This window comes from Corynebacterium sp. H113, from assembly GCF_037572315.1.
Lineage (GTDB): Bacteria > Actinomycetota > Actinomycetes > Mycobacteriales > Mycobacteriaceae > Corynebacterium.
In genome coordinates this window covers 16,865-34,695 of sequence record NZ_JBBHKZ010000003.1, presented here as the reverse complement: position 1 = coordinate 34,695, position 17,831 = coordinate 16,865, and the positions used below count along the sequence as shown (strand labels likewise).

Here is a 17,831-nt window from a genome sequence, read left to right as displayed (position 1 = left end):
CCTTATGTCCCTGAAGCCAACTTTCACCGATCTTGAAGGACGAAAGGTTTTCGCACGCCTCGTTGATATCGACGGTTCGCTGCGCCTTTCCCTCCAGGATGAGAATAACGAAACCATCCTGCTGCTGAACTTCTACGACGCTAAGCAGCTCGTTGCAGCGTGCAACCTGTTCCTTAACCAGCGTTTCGCTGCCAACTTGGGCGAGATCGACGGCAACATGTCGCTGAAGGACCGCGACGATGTTTTCGACGTAGAGCTCGAGAAGATTGCAGACAAGCTGAAGGAAGAAGCCGCTGCCGAGCGGGAGCGCAGCAATCGTCGCATGGACGGCATCGTCTAAGACTGCATTAGCTGAATAAGTCCCAGAAAACGACGCTTCAAAAGAAAAGTGAACTACTGGGACTGAATAACCCAGAAGTATCCTCGTGTGAAGGCTTTCGCACGAGGATTTTTGCATATGTGACGCACTCGCTGGATAAGTAACGCTCAAGCCTGTTATTATTCGCCCTGCTGATTAGTTTCAGGCAGGAAGGAAGCTCGCTCATGGCGCTCACACACCGTGGCACTGCATCACGCATTGCCATCGTCACCATGTGCGCTGGCATGCTTCTTACAGGTTGTGGCAGCTTCGGTAACGGCAGCATTACCGAGAATTCCACTAAGACCTCAACGTCAGATTCTGTTAGCACTTCTACTCGCTCCGAAAGCTCACAGCCATCATCGGAAAAGCTTTCCGACGACTCTGCAAGCTCCACCGCAGCTGAGGAACACGAAGACGAGAAGCCCTCGCCGGCACCGTCGCAAAGCGGTGCGGGCATTCCACGAATTGGACAGTCCTGCCCGGGGCAAGAAGGCGAACGTAGCCGCGCAGTCAGCGGCCAGTACTTGCAGTGTCGACTCGTAGCGGGAGCGCCAGTGTGGTCGGTGGCAGAAGACGCATCGACATTGGTGCCACAGGCGCCGGGCTCATCGCCAGAAGATGCGGACGCGCCGTACTCCCCGATTCCGCCAGAGACACCATCTACCAGCGCGCCAACGGATACGAATGACTCCGATGATCGCCCAGGAAATGGCAACGGGCGTGATAACGGCAATGGAAACAACGGGGACAACAACGGCGTGAAACCTGACACCGGCAACAGCGATGACAATAGGGACTCTGCAGAAATTGAGTCTCCAGTAAGCGCTCCGTTGTTCGCTCCGGAAACCAACCAGCCGATGAGCCCTATGGCACCAGGCCAGGCGAAGAAGCAGGCTGGCCAGCAGTCAGCGGTAGAATTCGCCCCGTCGCGAAAAACTTCATAGAACGCCATAAGGCCCAGTAGTTTCACCTACTGGGCCTTTCTGCTGCGTTCTTCAGTACGAACTGTCAGTAAGAACTACTTGCGCAACTTCCGGTTGTAGAACGGGGTTGGCACAACGGTAGCGGTTTCTTCCTTGTCATTGATGGTGACCTTGAGCTCGGTACCTGCCGACGACTCCCATCGAGACACATACGCAAAACCAATTGGGTATTCCAAAGTTGGCGATACCTTCGACGAGGTAATTGCGCCCACCTTCTCACCATCAGCGTTGCGCAGCTCAGCACCGGATGCAGCATCAACATCGCCGGAGATCTTCACTCCGACGAGAGTCTCCTGCGGATCAGGCTTGTTGAACAGAGCGTTACGACCAATGAAGTGCCCCTTCGTTGGGCCCATCACAGACTTCAAGCCTGCTTCCAGCGGGGTGCGATCACGAGTCAGTTCGTAACCGTAGAGTGGCATGCCGGCCTCGAGACGAAGCGTGTCACGGCAGGCAAGACCGCATGGCAAGACTCCAAGTGGCTTGCCGTTATCAGCTGCATCCTCTGGGCTGTCGAAGTCTCCGCCAGCAGCGAGAAGTGCACGCCATACGCTGACGGCCTGATCAACTGGAGGGAAAACTTCAAAGCCATCCTCGCCCGTGTAGCCGGTGCGAGCAACGATCATTTCGACGCCTGCCACTTCGAGGTGAGTACAGGAGTAGTACCGCAGTGCATCCAGGGTTGCGTGCGAATCCTGTGGCACCACGCGACGCATCAACTTCGCAGCCTTCGGCCCCTGAATTGCAATCACGGAGTTAGTTCGCGAGCCATCTTCGATGGAAACGTCGTAGCCACCGACGCGCTCACGCAAGGTCGCCAGAACATCATCGAAGTTGCCAGCATTCTGGACAAGCATGAACTCTTCGACACCCAGACGGTAAATGATCAGGTCATCGATGATGCCACCGTCTTCCTGAACGATCATTGTGTACTTGGCTTTACCCAGGGCAAGTGGCTTAATCGCAGAGATCAGCGTGTGCGCCAAGAATGACGGAGCATCTGGGCCTGTGACCTTAATAACGCCCATCAATGACAGGTCGAAGACACCGACCGCCTCGCGAACTGCACAGTGTTCTTGCAGTTCGGACGAGTACTTCATAGGAACCAAGTAACCACCAATGTTGCGCATCTCGGCACCAAGAGCCACGTGCTCGTCGTGCAGAACGCTACGGCGAGGCTCCTCAGATGCGGACACCTTTTGTGCGTCAGTCATGGGTATCTGAACTTCCTCCTCTAGTGAATGCCTTTCGGCATCCCACTCTATCCCGCCATGAACGATAACGCCCCGCTTGCTGACATGATTCCTTTCGATATGGAAAGAATCATGCCGGCCAAGCGGGGCGTCAATACAGACCCACTCGCAGCCGACTCGTGCGGCGGCGAGTGCGATCTACAGCATGTGGGTGTTTATTAAATTTTCGCCAGTCTTAGTGGTCGACTGCTGCTTCGGTACCAACACCGGTGAGGGAACGAACTTCCATCTCTGCAGCGAGGTCTTCCATGTGGTCTGGCTTGCCGACGAACGAGCCGATGATGCCTGCGAGGAATGCAAGTGGGATCGACACGATGCCTGGGTTAGACAGCGGGAATAGCGAGAAGTCCGCGCCTGGAATCATGGACGATTCGGAACCAGACACTGCCGGGGACAGAACGATCAGAACCAGGGCCACGATGACACCGGTGTACATCGATGCAACTGCACCCGTCGTGTTGAAGCGACGCCAGAACAGCGACAGCAGAATCGTTGGCAGGTTTGCGGAAGCAGCAACTGCGAATGCAAGTGCAACCAGGAAGGCGACGTTCTGGCTCATCGCCAGGATGCCAAGCACGATCGCTGCAATACCTAGTACCACAACAGTGATACGGGAAACGCGAACCTGCTCTTCTTCAGTTGCCTCACCGTTACGGATAACAGCCTGGTAGAGGTCCTGGCCAACGGAAGCAGATGCAGTGATTGCAAGACCAGCAACAACAGCCAGAACGGTTGCGAATGCAACTGCGGAGATCACTGCCATTGCGATGGAGCCACCGAGTTCGAATGCCAGCAGCGGAGCAGCAGCGTTAGCGCCACCTGGAGCTGCAAGGATGCGGTCCGGACCAACCAGCGCAGCAGCACCGTAGCCGAGGATCAGGGTCAGCAGGTAGAAGCCACCGATCAAGATGATTGCCCAGGTAACAGACTTTCGTGCTTCTTTAGCCGTTGGCACGGTGTAGAAGCGCATGAGAACGTGTGGCAGACCAGCAGTACCAAGAACCAGAGCAAGACCCAGCGACAGGAAGTCAATCTTCGAGGTCAGAGTTGCACCGTACTTCAAGCCCGGAGCCAGGATGTCCTTTGCCTGGTAGCCGGACTCCGCCATTGCGGCAGAACCCTGGTGGGTAGCAACTGCTGCGTCGAACAGCGTAGACATGCCACCCTTGACCTTGAAGAACACGACGATTGCCATGAGGATGACTGCGCCCACGAGGAGCACTGCCTTAATCATCTGAACATAGGTGGTGCCCTTCATGCCACCAACCAGAACGTAAGCAACCATGATGATGCCCACTACAGCAACAACAATCGCCTGCTGAGTGCTGTCCGTGATGTTCAGAAGAACAGCAACAAGCGAGCCAGCGCCCGCCATCTGAGCAATCAGGTAGAACAGGGTCACTGCCAGCGTGGAGATAGCAGCAGCGGTACGGACTGGCTTCTGCTTCAAACGGAAGGACAGCACGTCAGCCATCGTGAACTTACCGACGTTACGCAATGGTTCCGCAACGAGCAGAAGTGCAACCAACCACGCAACGAAGAAGCCGATGGAGTAAAGGAATCCGTCGTAACCGGTCAGCGCAATTGCGCCGACGATACCGAGGAAGGAAGCTGCCGACAGGTAGTCACCAGCAATTGCCAGGCCATTCTGAGTACCGGAGAACTGTGCACCACCGGTGTAGAAATCAGATGCACCCTTATTGCCACCCTTACCAACGCGGGTCACGATAACCATCGTGACAACGATAAAGGCTACGAAAATGGCAATGTTCAGAACCGGGTTGCCAACACCCTCGCCCTCTTGGGCCAACAAAGCGATGTCACGCATTTTTACTTACCGCCCTTCGAGAGCTTCTCCGCGATTGCGCCAGTTTCCATGGCATCGCGAATTTCGGACTGAAGTGGCTCAAGCTTGTTGTTAGCGAAGCTGATGTACCACCAGGTAATAGCGAACGTGGTGATGAACTGTGCGATTCCCAGGAGGATACCCAGGTTCACAGAACCAAACACAGAAGTCGCCATGAGATCAGGCATGAACGTTGCGACGAGTACGAAGCCGACGTACCACACCAGACCCGCAATAGTCAGAGGGATGGTGAAGTTACGAAAGGTCTTGCGCAGTTCAACGAACTGAGCGCTGTCTTCGACGTAACGGTACTCAGCCGCGGTGGGCTTGTGCCGGCTGGCCGGCGCAGGAGTTGCGGACACAGGGTGCCCCTTTCCGGAGTAGCAGTTATGGACAATTGTTAACCGCTCGATATCTCGGGCAGTTAATGAAACACCTCACATGTTCAAGGCGGTGTGCTGCACACCACATTGATTGATGTTCGGGCATAAAGTTACATGCAACACACCAGGGTTGTTAACTACTTCGCTACAGGTGACATTAAGGAAGTTCACAGAACACACATAAGTCCTGCTCACCCGGAAAATCACAAACTAACACGGTTACCCCCATAGGGGTAGATAAACAGTTAATTGCGGTTAACCGAATGTGTTGCCTGTGTGGCAAAAGCTGTTACGACGGGTCGCGCAGCGCACGAATTCGACCCCATTGCCAAATCATTTCAATGACCGATGCGCCAGTAATGCCAGTGAGTAGCGCTGGCACCAGCAATGACATTGGCAGTGGATACAACTGCAGTGCAGTCGCAATCGGTGGCACCAAGAAGATGATGCAATAAGCGCTGATAGCCGTTGCTAGCAACGCGATCTTCCACCACTGATATGGCCGAGAGACCACGGCCAAGACCCAAAACGCCGTCATAATCAAGACGACCAACGTCGCTGTCGCTGCCGGGCCCACGACAGAATCAGCACCGCCTGCTCCCGGGTAAACCCAGAGCCAAAAACCGAACGTAAACAGCCCTACGACGAGGCCCGCAGGCAGTGCAAGCCTGAACACCCTCGTTGCAAAACCAGGGCGAGCACGTTCGTGATTCGGCGCTAACGAAAGAATAAACGCAGGAATTCCGATGGTGAACCAGCCCGTCACAGTCACGTGAATCGGCTGAAACGGATACTCATAGCCAATAAGACCGACTGCGAGCGCCAACACCACCGAGTAGATCGTCTTAGTAAGAAATAAGTTTGCGACGCGTTCAATATTGCCGATCACACGACGCCCCTCGGCGACAACATGAGGCAGGACAGCAAACTCATTGTCCAGCAGCACCAGTTGCGCTACCGATCGCGTTGCAGGCGCACCGGCTCCCATGGCGACACCAATGTTTGCGTCTTTCAGTGCGAGAACATCATTAACACCATCGCCAGTCATCGCAACCACGTGACCGCGATCTTTCAGTGCCGACACCATTGTCCGCTTCTGTTCCGCCGTGACGCGACCAAAAACAGCACCTGCATTGATCGCGTCGGCGAACTCTGGGTTGAGTCCGCCCTGCGATGTTTCAGTCGCCCCGCCAGTTTCGCTAACCTCGCCCAGGTGCGCCGGTGGCAAAGCACGCGCATCCGTGGGGTGGTCAGCACCAGGAATGCCTAGTTCACGGCCGACAGCGCCAACACTGGCCGCGTTGTCTCCAGAAATGACTTTGACCTCGACATCTTCTTCCCAGAAGTATCGAATCGTCTCTTCAGCATCTGGACGAATAGTCTGCTTCAACACCACCAACGCAACTGGGCGAATATGAGCAGTATCGACCGAAACATCAATCTCACTAACTGCGCGATCCGATTGCGCAAGCAACAGCACTCGCAGCCCCTGCTGCATCAGGCGATCGGCCTCATCCGCACCCTGTGCTCCTGGACTGACCAATACATCAGGCGCACCCAGCACCCAGGTCCCACAATCGAAACTGGCTCCAGCCCACTTCCTTTCCGAAGTGAAGAACACTTGATCCACCAGCACCCAATCCGGGCGCTCAATTCCTCGTTCTGCTAGCCCCTCAGCAATGGCAACACCAGTCAGGTTCGGCCTCTCATCCGCACCATTGACCGCCGCGAGCGCCTCCAACGCTTCTTCCATATCTATGTGTGGCATGCGTGACGACGAATCGTCGAGAAGCAATACCTCCCCCAAGTGCATGGAATTTTCGGTGAGAGTTCCGGTCTTGTCAGCGCAAACGATGTCAACACGAGCTAGACCTTCGATGGCGGGAAGCTCATTGACGAGAACGCGACGTTTTCCCAGCCGAACCACGCCGATAGCGAAGGCGATGGTGGTCATGAGTACGAGACCTTCAGGAATCATGGGGACCAACGACGCCACCATGCCGAGAAGAGCATCGTTCAGATCATTGCCCGCACGGAACAACTGCGTATATATAGTGAGCGCGCCAACTGGAATGAGAATCCAGGTAATGACTTTCAGAATCTTGTTGATGCCACGAAAGAGCTCAGAGTCAGTCAGCGTGAATTTGCTAGCTTCGGCAGCGAGTTTCGCGGCGTAGGCGTTCGAACCGACTTTCGTCGCCTGATACGTTCCTGCTCCCGACGTGACGTGCGTGCCGGAATAGACCGGATCGCCGACAGATTTGTGAACCGGGACAGATTCGCCGGTCAGTGGGGACTCATCAACATCCAAGCCACGCGCGCTGCGCACGATACCGTCGACGACTACCTGATCGCCCGGCCCCAGTTGGATGAGGTCATCGACAACGACGTCTTCCCTATCGACTTCTGCTGCGGACTTGCCATCCCGAATCACCAGTGGCCGAGCTCGGCCAACGATGGACAATTTATCCAAGGTCCTTTTGGCGCGAAGCTCCTGGATGATGCCGATGATGGAGTTCGCAATAATGAGCAGGCCGAACGCACCGTTGATCCACGAGCCTGTGAACAATACGATTGACAACAACACCGCCAAGATCGCATTGATCCTCGTAAACACATTGGCACGAATGATCTGGCCGACGGTTCGCCCGGACGTCGGCGGCAGTTCGTTAACGTGTCCGTCCTTAATCCTTTGCTGAACCTCTGCTGAAGTCAGCCCGCAGGACGGGGTTGTATAAGCGGTGTCGTCGTCAGGTGTGTCGACGAAAGTGCGGGAGCTCACGTGGGGAAACCGCCGAACTACTTTCCTCGGAACACCGGGTCACGCTTTTCTGCGCGTGCCTTAGTAGCTTCAGCTGCATCTTCTGATGCCCAGACCTGCTCATAGAGCGCTTGCTGCTCCGGCTTCGGATCCAAGTTGGTTTCGTCATCGTTCAGAACCAGCTTGTGATACGCCAGGCTCAGTGGTGCGTACGACGCGATATTGCGGGCAACTTCTAAGGTTTTCTGCGAGTCGCCAACGAAGGAAGCGAGACCACAAGAGACAGCTTCCTTCAGGTCAACGCGCTCAGCAGCCAAGAGAATGGTGCGCGCACGCGCACCACCGACAAGCACACGGGTACGACGAATCGTCCACGCGTCAACAGCGATACCGAGCTTGACCGGTGGAATCATGAACCAGCCACGCTCACCGACCACACGCAGGTCAGCGGCCATCGACAGCTGCATACCTGCGCCCACGGCAGCACCCTGCACATCAGCGATGACGACCAGTGGACAATCCTGGATCGCATTCAGCATGCGCTTAAGCTGCACATGGAAATCGCCATTGCTGTGTGAACCCGACAGATCAGCGCCAGCACAGAATGCACGCCCTTCACCGCGAATCACGATGACGCGATTCTCTTCCCGCTCCGGAGCCTTTTCGACGGCATCCGCGATCGACGCACAAACATCGGCTGTCAGGGAGTTTCGCTTGTGGTCGCGATCGATGGTGATAGTCAGAATCGGACCATCCGCTTCAATCCGGGTTTCTGCGACGGTCTGGTTTTCGCTGATCTCGTTTTCGCTCATGTTCCATACGCTACCGGGCGGATCTTGACGACGAACTGACGTTCCCTCACCCACTACCCACTTTTAGGCAATGTCGCGTGCAGTCATTCCACAGGTGAACACAAGTAATCAAAACGTTATATCGGAAATATTGTCACTCTGTTGGGTTTATGCAACACTTGATAGTGTGAGCCCACCGAAGAATTCTCCAGAACGTCCGATTTACAACCGAATCGCCGTGTTGCGGGCTGAGCACGCTATGAGTCGAGTTCAGCTCGCGGAACTGGTGAAGGTAAACCGACAAACCATCGGTGCGCTCGAACGCGGAGATCACTACCCGAGCCTCGATCTCGCTTTCCGAATATGCGAAGTGTTCGAATTGCCTGTCGAAGCAGTGTTCTCTCGTGAAGAGTTCACGCCCATGTCATCAACCTTGTACCGCAGCCCTATTGGAAGCGAAGGCGAATAGACCATGAGCACCCCTAACCGCACCATCGAAACCGTATTCACACGAATGGAACAGCGCCGTGAGCGCAACTTTTTAAAGCGCCGCGCACAGACGGCGTCCTGGCTGCCCAGTTTTCGCAATCAGCCTCGCCGGCGTCTGCTCGTCAAATTGTGGACAACTGGTGTCATCTTCATGTTTTTTGCGGCAGTACTCATTGCAGTCGGAGTTCTCTCTGACTCCGCCCAGCCTTGGCTTGGGCTGCCGTGGATGCTTGGCACCTTCGCCATCATGGTCGTGTGGATCATGCTCAATATCACCGTCGACATGATCGATAGCGCGCCTGTTGCATGCCTCGATGAATATGAGCGCAAGCAGGTAGAGGGACTGCGGAGCTTTACTTATCGCGTTAGCCTTTTTCTCGGGCTTACAGGATTGCTCCTGCTCATCTTTTTCGGAGTCTGGCTCATGGATGTCCGTCCGGACTGGGCTGCGGAAGTCCCTTACCTCGTAGGCATTTTCGCTACTCCTGTTTTTCTCACCATCACGTCACTCCCCACGGCAGTTATCGCGTGGAATCTCACAGACATCGACTGAAAACCTCATGTCGAAACTCGAAAGGAGGCCCACCATGCCCTTCTCGGAACGCTCTGCCCCGCTCATCATCAACGGGTTAAAGAAGTCGTATGGAGAACTCAAAGTTCTCGACGGCATGTCATTCACGGTCCAACCAGGCGAAATCTACGGTTTCGTCGGAGGTAACGGTTCCGGTAAAACCACAACTATGCGCATCGCCCTCGGAGTACTCTCCAGCGATGGCGGAGAAGTACGCATCGGCGACGAGCCAATGAACGATACTCTTCGGCGCACCATTGGGTACATGCCAGAAGAGCGAGGCTTGTACCCAAAGGAAAAGGTTGCAGACCAGCTCATCTATTTTGCCCGACTTCATGGCATGGATCAGGAAACTGCATCCTCACGCGTCGATGAGCTACTCGCCACCTTCAATCTCACAGATCGTCGAGACGACAAGGTTGACACCCTATCGCTCGGCAACCAACAGCGCGTGCAGCTTGCGGCAGCACTGGTGCACGACCCAAAGATCCTGGTTCTCGACGAGCCGTTCTCCGGCCTAGACCCCATCGCTGTGAACGTCATGTCTAAGGTGCTCAAGCAATTTGCAGATCGCGGTGTTCCAGTCGTGTTCTCATCTCACCAGCTCGATTTGGTAGAGCGCTTGTGCGACCGCGTCGGCATCATTCGTGACGGAAAGATGCTGGCAGAAGGGACCGTTGATGAGCTCCGCGCAATTGGTCCACGCATGTTCAGCATCACCGTGGACGCTGCCCCTGCCGGCTGGGCTGAATCACTGCCTGGCATCACGCATTCGGAGATTAACAAGCATGGCGCGACCGTCGTCACGCTTGCTGATGACGCCCCAACTGATACCGATCAAGTTTTGCTCGACACGGCTCGCTCCTTTGGTCGTGTTCATTCATTTGGCCCAGTCAATGTCCCATTGACCGAGCTGTACCAGGAGGTAGTTCAGTCATGACACGCCACGAATCTGCCGACGGATACACCGCAATGGGCGCAATCTCGCTGGTAACCAAGCGAGAACTCCGCGGAAACCTGATGAAGAAGGGCACCATCATCACGATGCTGCTAACCCTGCTGCTCGTTGTCGGCGGTGTCTTAGTCGCTGCCTACCTCACGCGTGACGACGGCCCTGCCGAGGAAAAGGTTGTCGCCGTTGTTGGGGAGGCTCCTTTTGCACAGTCTGTCGAGGAGATTACTAAGCAGGCAGCGCAAGCGGAACAAGCAGCGAAATCGAAGGAGTCAACGAAGGATGAATCCGAAATGGATGCTGCAGCTGGTCCAGCAGCCCAGTTCGGTGCTGCTTTCGGCATGACTATGTCACCAATCAAGCTCACACCAGTTGCCGACGAAGCAGCCGCTCGTGACTTGTTGGAAAAAGAAGAAGCAATCGCTGCTCTCGTGCCCGGCGCGACTCCTCAATCGTGGACGCTGATCAACGCTGATGCCCCAGTATGGCTGCCGGGCATGCTGCAGGAATCTCTAGCGAACCAACTGCAGTTTGAAGAGATTACGAAGCAGGGCGGCGATCCTGTAGCGGTATTGAACGCAACTACCAGTGGCCAGATTGATGTGAAGGTATTCGACGAATCGAAGGAGATCGATTACACCGCGATTCTTGTTGTCGGCATTGGCATCGGATTGATTTACATGGGCATCATGATGTTCGGCGGAGCAGTTGCGCAATCGGTCGTCGAGGAAAAGTCCTCGCGCGTCGTTGAAATCATGCTGGCTACTATCCGTCCACTGCATCTGCTCACCGGCAAACTCCTCGGCGCTGGTATCGCCGGCATGATCATGCTGATCGTGATCCTCTTCGGCGGTGTCGTAGCAATCCTTGCGACGGGAATTGCGAAGGACTTCGAAATCCCATGGGGAGCCGTCGGGCTTCTCATTCCGTTCTATATCTTCGGATACTTCTTCTTTGCCGCGTTGTATGCCATGGCTGGATCATTGGTTAGCCGTATGGAGGACTTCCAAGGTGCGCAGACCCCGGTGTTGCTGCTGTCCCTCCTCACCATCTACATCCCGGCGTTTGGCTGGCAATTCCTGGATTCGACAGTCATGCGAGTTCTCGCTTGGATCCCACCGGTTTCAATTACCACTGCGCCATTGCAATACGCTGTCGGAAATATGAGTGCCCTCGAAGTTCTGGGTGCTGCAGGCATCCTCATTATTGCCTGCATCATTGTTCTCTTCATGGCAGCACGCATCTACCCTCAGAACGTTCTACATACCGGAGCACGCGTCACCTGGACCAAGGCTCTCGTGCGACAAAAGAGCTAGCGCAAATCCACCCTGCTAGTTCTCCTTGCCGAGGCTTTCAATAAATTGTTGAATGTCCTCGGCATTTCCGTAGGAACGCTGCGCACCTGTCCCCGTGGCAGCATAGGCCGACACCACTGCCGCCAACTGCGCAGCATCGGTGACCTGCATATCCGCCGCTAGACATGCCAATAGCGTGCCCATATAGGAGTCACCGCAACCAGTTGTGTCCTTCACCGTGATGGGCACAGGCGGCACGATCGTCTCACCGTCATCAGACAACACCACCGAACCCTGGCTACCGACAGTCACCACTGCATTGGCAATTCCGTGGTCACCACGAAGCGCCTGCGCGGCCTGTGACCACTCACCGTGATCCACTGCCGCAGTCGCCACATCCTCGCCTACCACCGCGGCAAGTTCATGTTCATTGACAATGAGTACATCGACATGACTCAGGAATTCGTCCGATACATCCCGAATCGGCGACAAGTTGAACACAACCGGAATGCCGTTGTCCTGCGCGATCCGGGCGGCTTCCAACACCGCTGCATCGTCGACTTCCAAACACAGTCCCAAAACGCCAGCGCCGTCAAATGCCGCTGCGTTACGACGCACCATGTCGGCATCAACGTCACCATTCGCCCCTGGCGACAGCACAATGAAATTCTCTGCAGCCGAATCCACAACAATCATCGCCGTACCTGTCGGTGTCTCCACCCTCGTGACGAAGTCGGTATCAACCCCTCCGTCGCCAAGCGATTCCAACAGCATGTCACCGTTAGTGTCCTGCCCTACGGCACCGACGAATTCGACGGTAGCTCCTAACAAGCCCGCGGTAACCGCCTGATTCGCCGATTTCCCACCTGGGAGCTCCGACAAGGGGCCACCGGAAATTGTCTGACCGGGCTGTGGCAGCTGATCCACGATGACCGTGAGATCGGCATTTGCCGACCCGACGACGCATACCTTCTTGTCAGCGGAAGAAATTCGCTTCAGTGCACGCGCAATTGAGGCGGAATCAGGCTTCGCGACGTCCACTTAATTCACCACTTTCCCAATACGGTTCATGAACTCAATGAGGAAACGATGAGCGTCAACTCGAACCGCGACTTTCACGTTCTTTATCGGATCGTTCAGGCGCTCTTCATTACCGATAGTGCGCCCCCGGGTAGGCCCCGCCAGATCGACTTTGATGTTGTGCGGGAGGACGTCGATAAGTGTGGGGTCAACAGCAACTGCCACCGCAAGTGGATCGTGCAAACCACAACCACCCAGGTGCGGAGCCGTCGTTTCGTAAGCGCGAATGTAATAGTCGGCAATATCTGCCAGCGCAGTGCCAGCGGTCGAACCTGCGTGGCGCCACTGCGCTGTCTCTTTGTAGGTCAAGAGTGTTTGCAGAGAAACATCCAAACCAACCATCGTGACGTCAGCGCAGTTCCGCAACACCACATCTGCTGCTTCCGGATCCTGGTTAATATTCGCTTCCGTCCACTGATTCACATTGCCAGGAACCGTCAATGCACCGCCCATCATTACTAGGTGTGCATTCTCTGCGAAGTACGGATCCTTTGCGACGGCTGCCGCTATGTTCGTCAGCGCACCTGTGGGGACAATCACCAGGTCGTCGCCATACGTGCGAACAGATTCGATGAGGAAATCTACCGCCATCGTCGGTTCTGGTCGACGCGTGGGAGCTGGCAGCTCAACTTCACCGAGTCCGTTCTCGCCGTGAATAAACGACGAGATTTCTAGGACTTCGAAAGAGTCGGTTGTGCTGGAGTGTGGGATACCTGGGAAGACAGGAACATCCGTGCGACCAAACAAATCGAGCAGCGCTAGATTGTTGATGATGCCCGTCGACAAAAGGACATTGCCATACGTGCCGGTGACACCAATGAGTTCCACCTCTGGCGAGCCCACGGCATACGCCAACGCCAGCGAGTCATCAATTCCGGTATCGAGGTCAAGGATTACCTTCTTCGACATGTGCCCAGGGTCTCACAGCGCTCCCCAGGTTCGCCACCTCTTTACGGTAGTTGCGCTCCCGAAACCCCCGATAACGCGCATTAACTGATTCTCTTCTAACCTGGAGGCATGTCACGCACAAGCGCCAAGGAACTCATCCATTCGGTCCTCGATCACGACTCCTACATCAGTTGGGATACGCCACCAGAGCATGGCGATATCAGCGCCGAATACCGTACGGCGCTTGACCGCGCAATGCAGAAGACTGGTGTTGACGAAGCCGTCTTGACTGGTGAAGGCACTGTCAAAGGCAAGCGCGTTGCGTTCATTTGTTCGGAGTTTAGTTTCCTCGGCGGCTCTATCGGCGCAGCGACCGCGCGTCGGATTATTCACGGTATTGAACGCGCGACGAGGGAACGCCTACCGCTTCTCATTTCCCCTACATCCGGTGGCACTCGAATGCAGGAAGGCACACCAGCTTTCGCAATGATGGTGTCCATTACGACGGCAGTTGCGCGTCACAAGGACGAGCACTTGCCGTTCCTCGTGTACCTGCGAAACCCCACCACGGGTGGCGTGATGGCGTCATGGGGTTCCTCGGGACACTTCACCTTCGCAGAACCAGAAGCACTGCTAGGTTTTCTCGGCCCCCGTGTCGTTGAATTGACCACTGGCGTGCCAATGCCCGACGGTGTCCAGACCTCCGAGAACTTGTTTGAGCACGGAATTATCGACGGCGTGATCTCACCAGAAGAGCTCCGTGGCTCAGTTCGCAGAACCATCGATATTCTGACCACTAACAAGGAACCATCCGAACCAAAGCCAGTTGCAGTGGTGGAACTCGAAGGTCGAGATACCTGGGAAGCAATCCTCCGCACCCGGGATGTGGCCCGCCCAGGTGGCGGCGCCATTATTGAGGCACTCATCGATCGTTCTGTGCCACTGTCCGGGACGGGCGATGGCCACCGTGGCCTAGCCATTCAAGCTCGTCTTGCGCGCATCGGTGAGCGCCCCGTTATCCTCATTGCGCAAGATCGACATAACCAGCCACCTCTCGGGCAGGATCCGATGGGTCCATCGTCGCTTCGTTTCGCTCAGCGAGCAATTCGCTTAGCGGAAAGTTTGGCGATTCCCGTCGTCACCGTCATTGATACTGCAGGCGCCGAATTGACTCAGTACGCAGAGGAGAACGCAATGGCGGGTGAGATCGCTCGTACCCTGACCACGCTTCTCGACGTTAGGGTACCTACCGTGTCCCTCATCCTTGGCCAAGGCTGCGGCGGAGGTGCACTAGCACTGCTTCCTGCCGACCGCGCAATGGCTATGCATGATGCCTGGTTGTCTCCGCTTCCTCCGGAGGGCGCGTCTGCCATTATCTATCGCGATACCGACCATGCTCCAGAGATGATGGAAGAGCAGGGCGTTTCTGCCGAAGCGCTGCTCACCACCGGTGTCATTGACCAGATCATCGAAGAACCGAGCGATCTCCAAGCGCTACCAAACCGCGCTCTCCAAGCCATCGAGCATGCTCTTTGGACACTCGAAACTGCACCTGAGCGGGTCGGTCGCGACCAGCGTTTTGCTCATTACCGTAGTTTCGCGCTCGGCGACGACGCCTAATCAATACTCCTCCAACAACAAAGGCACCTTCTCCGATGGCGGAGAAGGTGCCTTTCCTATCGATTGATCGCTCGATAGCGAAACGCTGCGTAGCTGTTACTTGACATCCAGCAGGTCGATAACGAATACCAGGGTCTTGCCGGACAGGAAGTGGCCAGCCCCAGCTGGGCCGTATGCCTTCTCTGGTGGGCAAATCAGCTCGCGACGACCGCCAACCTTCATACCTGGAATTCCTTCCTGCCAGCCAGCAATAAGGCCATTCAGTGGGAATTCGATGGACTGACCGCGGTTCCAGGAAGAGTCAAACTCTGCGCCGGTTTCGAAATCAACACCGACGTAGTGGACCTCAACTCGTGCACCTGGGGTAGCTTCTGCTCCATCACCCACGGTGATGTCGTTGATAACCAATTCTGTTGGGGCGGGACCGGACTTTGGGCCAAGTTCAGGCTTCGACATTATTGTCTCTCCTTGAAGTGAGGTTGGTCTATCTCTTCGATATTAGGCAAACAACAGTAGCGTGTGCAGCTTTGACCTAGGTTTTGTGGTGACAAGAACAAGGCTCGCGCCTTCACCGTGGATGTCGGCAAAAAGCAAAAGCGTCTGCGCTACCACACCGTTGTGGCAGTTCAGACGCTTATGGCCTCAATTCACTAGCAAGCTGCTAGCCACGGATTAGCGCTCCTCGCGAGGAACGAAATCGCGCTCGGTCTCACCGGTGTAAATCTGGCGAGGACGGTTGATCTTCGATGCTGGGTCGGTGACCTGCTCGTTGAAGTGAGCGATCCAGCCGGGGAGACGACCCAGTGCGAACAGGACGGTGAAGAAGTCCGTTGGGAAGCCCATCGCGCGGTAGATCAGGCCGGTGTAGAAGTCAACGTTCGGGTAGAGCTTACGGGACACGAAGTAGTCGTCTGCAAGGGCGATCTCTTCGAGCTTCATAGCCAGATCCAGCAGGTCGTCGCCACCGAGGTGTGCGAGAACCTCGTGAGCCGTCTTCTTTGCGATAGCTGCACGTGGGTCGTAGGACTTGTACACGCGGTGACCGAAGCCCATGAGGCGAACGCCTGGCTCCTTGTTCTTCACGCGGTTCATGAACTCGGTTGCATCGCCATTGTGGTTCTCGTAGATGTCTTCCAACATCTCCAGAACAGCCTGGTTAGCACCACCGTGCAGTGGGCCGGACAGGGCGTTGATGCCAGCAGCAATGGAGACGAACATCGAAGCACCGGAAGATGCAACCATGCGAACGGTCGAGGTGGAGCAGTTCTGCTCGTGATCAGCGTGCAGAATGAGCAGCTTGTCCAGTGCGTCAACGATCACTGGATCAACCTCGTACTCTTCGGTTGGGTAACCGAACATCATACGAAGGAAGTTCTGACGAGCATTCAGCTTGTTATCTGGGTACATGTAAGGCTCACCCTTGGATGCACGGTAAGCGTATGCAGCCAGCATTGGGACCTTTGCCATCAGACGCGAAGCAGCAAGTGCGCGCTTCTCTGGATCCAATGGGTCGAGGTCATCCTGGTAGTAGGAAGCCAGAATGTTCACCGAGGATGCCAAGGTCTGCATTGGGTGAGCGTTACGAGGGAAAATGTGGAACGCGCTACGGAAGTCTTCGTCCAGCAAGGTGTGGTGACGAATGTCGTAGTTGAACTCTTCGAGCTCAGCCTTGGTTGGCAGGTGACCGTTGATAAGAAGGTAGGAAACCTCATTGAAGGTTGCCTTTTCTGCCAGCTGCTCAATTGGGTAACCGCGGTAGCGCAGAATGCCATTGGCACCGTCGATGTAGCAGATCTTCGATTCGGTAGAACCGGTAGCTACGTAACCAGGGTCGAAGGTGGTAAGACCGGTTTCCTGGAGGAGCTTGCCCAGTGCAATACCGTCGTTGCCCTCAGTTGCCTTGACGATGTCCATTTCGAACTCGCCGCCAGGGTAATGGAGTACGGCCTTGTCGTTTTCAGTAGCCACAACTTCCCTTTCGATGTCAATTAATTCGTGTCGATGAGACCATCCGGATTTGATACCGGCCACGGCCCAGGCTGCCCCCGCAAACTCTTTTGCAGTAACAGCACCCCAGTGAAATCTTGCCCGATGCGAATAATCTTCGCCCGCTTCACACTAGAGCCCGGCCGAGAACATCTCAACCGACAGCAGTGGATTAGGGCACACTCTAGCAAAGAGTGTGAGGGGCGCAACACCCCCACCCCCAAATCGCACCGAAAATGCGACGCGTCACACTAAGGAAAACCAGGTCCAACCCCCACCCTATCCACGCCTCAACCGCCGGTCAACATTGTTATTTTCCCCGGATATCGCAACTTTTTGGACGTGCCCCAGATTGCCAACTGTTCAGAAACAAACATATTTGAAAAATTGTGATTAATTCACCCATTTTCGGTCTCCTCCCCCAGTCGACCCACAGGATCCCCCTTCAAATCCGCTACTTTCCCCTGGACATTTTAAGAAACGGCCAAGATTTGCAAACTTCACAAAATGAGCTAACTCACAACAAAACGTTGCAAACATGAAAAAACGGGGGAGAAGCGGGGGGAATCGTT

At 55.4% G+C, this 17,831-nt stretch carries 17 protein-coding genes; 8 read left to right on the top strand and 9 right to left on the bottom strand.

Annotated elements, in window-relative coordinates; genetic code table 11:
- The first annotated feature begins 4 nt into the window (after nucleotides 1–4).
- A complete protein-coding gene (locus WG938_RS06735; protein WP_339978970.1) occupies nucleotides 5–340 on the top strand; it encodes a hypothetical protein in 336 nt (111 codons plus the stop codon).
- A gap of 203 nt (nucleotides 341–543) precedes the next feature.
- Nucleotides 544–1,305 (top strand): hypothetical protein, encoded by a 762-nt coding sequence (locus tag WG938_RS06730; RefSeq protein WP_339978967.1) that lies wholly within the window; start codon nucleotides 544–546, stop codon nucleotides 1,303–1,305.
- Between the two features lie 74 nt (nucleotides 1,306–1,379).
- Here WG938_RS06730 and gcvT read toward each other — a convergent pair whose 3' ends face one another.
- Nucleotides 1,380–2,558: a glycine cleavage system aminomethyltransferase GcvT gene (gene gcvT / locus WG938_RS06725; protein WP_339978965.1), complete on the bottom strand. Its 1,179-nt coding sequence runs from the start codon at nucleotides 2,556–2,558 to the stop codon at nucleotides 1,380–1,382.
- A 57-nt stretch (nucleotides 2,559–2,615) separates the two neighbouring features.
- On the opposite strand from gcvT, the gene WG938_RS06720 reads away from it, so the two are divergent.
- Nucleotides 2,616–2,759: a hypothetical protein gene (locus WG938_RS06720; RefSeq protein WP_339978963.1), complete on the top strand. Its 144-nt coding sequence runs from the start codon at nucleotides 2,616–2,618 to the stop codon at nucleotides 2,757–2,759.
- 13 nt (nucleotides 2,760–2,772) lie between these two features.
- Here WG938_RS06720 and WG938_RS06715 read toward each other — a convergent pair whose 3' ends face one another.
- From WG938_RS06715 to WG938_RS06700, 4 genes are all read right to left on the bottom strand, one after another.
- The gene (locus WG938_RS06715) at nucleotides 2,773–4,425 is read right to left on the bottom strand and encodes a solute symporter family protein (protein WP_339978961.1); all 1,653 of its coding nucleotides are present in this window, start codon (nucleotides 4,423–4,425) and stop codon (nucleotides 2,773–2,775) included.
- A 2-nt stretch (nucleotides 4,426–4,427) separates the two neighbouring features.
- A complete protein-coding gene (locus WG938_RS06710) occupies nucleotides 4,428–4,805 on the bottom strand; it encodes a DUF485 domain-containing protein (RefSeq protein ID WP_339978959.1) in 378 nt (125 codons plus the stop codon).
- Nucleotides 4,806–5,115: 310 nt separating this feature from the next.
- A complete protein-coding gene (locus tag WG938_RS06705) occupies nucleotides 5,116–7,608 on the bottom strand; it encodes an HAD-IC family P-type ATPase (RefSeq protein ID WP_339978957.1) in 2,493 nt (830 codons plus the stop codon).
- 17 nt (nucleotides 7,609–7,625) lie between these two features.
- The gene (locus WG938_RS06700; protein ID WP_339978954.1) at nucleotides 7,626–8,399 is read right to left on the bottom strand and encodes an enoyl-CoA hydratase; all 774 of its coding nucleotides are present in this window, start codon (nucleotides 8,397–8,399) and stop codon (nucleotides 7,626–7,628) included.
- Nucleotides 8,400–8,565: 166 nt separating this feature from the next.
- Here WG938_RS06700 and WG938_RS06695 point away from each other — a divergent pair, with 166 nt between their 5' ends.
- Genes WG938_RS06695 through WG938_RS06680 form a run of 4 tightly spaced genes read left to right on the top strand, consistent with a single transcriptional unit; the run spans nucleotide 8,566 to nucleotide 11,706 of the window.
- Nucleotides 8,566–8,847, top strand: a complete 282-nt coding sequence (locus WG938_RS06695; RefSeq protein ID WP_339978952.1) for a helix-turn-helix transcriptional regulator — start codon at nucleotides 8,566–8,568, stop codon at nucleotides 8,845–8,847.
- Between the two features lie 3 nt (nucleotides 8,848–8,850).
- The gene (locus WG938_RS06690) at nucleotides 8,851–9,420 is read left to right on the top strand and encodes a hypothetical protein (RefSeq protein ID WP_339978950.1); all 570 of its coding nucleotides are present in this window, start codon (nucleotides 8,851–8,853) and stop codon (nucleotides 9,418–9,420) included.
- A gap of 34 nt (nucleotides 9,421–9,454) precedes the next feature.
- The gene (locus WG938_RS06685; RefSeq protein WP_339978947.1) at nucleotides 9,455–10,378 is read left to right on the top strand and encodes an ABC transporter ATP-binding protein; all 924 of its coding nucleotides are present in this window, start codon (nucleotides 9,455–9,457) and stop codon (nucleotides 10,376–10,378) included.
- Nucleotides 10,375–11,706 carry an ABC transporter permease gene (locus WG938_RS06680; RefSeq protein ID WP_339978944.1) on the top strand — a complete coding sequence of 444 codons (1,332 nt, stop codon included), beginning with the start codon at nucleotides 10,375–10,377 and terminating at the stop codon, nucleotides 11,704–11,706. The genes WG938_RS06685 and WG938_RS06680 overlap by 4 nt, the downstream gene beginning before the upstream one ends.
- Nucleotides 11,707–11,721: 15 nt before the next feature.
- On the opposite strand, the gene WG938_RS06675 is transcribed toward WG938_RS06680, so the two are convergent.
- Together WG938_RS06675 and WG938_RS06670 are read right to left on the bottom strand one after the other, a co-directional pair.
- Entirely contained in the window at nucleotides 11,722–12,726 is a 1,005-nt protein-coding gene (locus WG938_RS06675; protein ID WP_339978943.1) for a ribokinase, read from the bottom strand.
- Complete coding sequence (locus WG938_RS06670) at nucleotides 12,727–13,674, bottom strand: nucleoside hydrolase (RefSeq protein WP_339978942.1); 948 nt, start codon at nucleotides 13,672–13,674, stop codon at nucleotides 12,727–12,729.
- 108 nt (nucleotides 13,675–13,782) lie between these two features.
- On the opposite strand from WG938_RS06670, the gene WG938_RS06665 reads away from it, so the two are divergent.
- Nucleotides 13,783–15,273, top strand: coding sequence for a carboxyl transferase domain-containing protein (locus tag WG938_RS06665; RefSeq protein ID WP_339978940.1), 1,491 nt, complete (start codon nucleotides 13,783–13,785; stop codon nucleotides 15,271–15,273).
- 96 nt (nucleotides 15,274–15,369) lie between these two features.
- Here WG938_RS06665 and WG938_RS06660 read toward each other — a convergent pair whose 3' ends face one another.
- Together WG938_RS06660 and WG938_RS06655 are read right to left on the bottom strand one after the other, a co-directional pair.
- Entirely contained in the window at nucleotides 15,370–15,729 is a 360-nt protein-coding gene (locus WG938_RS06660; RefSeq protein WP_339978937.1) for an FKBP-type peptidyl-prolyl cis-trans isomerase, read from the bottom strand.
- Nucleotides 15,730–15,945: 216 nt separating this feature from the next.
- Nucleotides 15,946–17,241, bottom strand: coding sequence for a citrate synthase (locus WG938_RS06655; RefSeq protein ID WP_339978935.1), 1,296 nt, complete (start codon nucleotides 17,239–17,241; stop codon nucleotides 15,946–15,948).
- Nucleotides 17,242–17,831 lie beyond the last annotated feature (590 nt).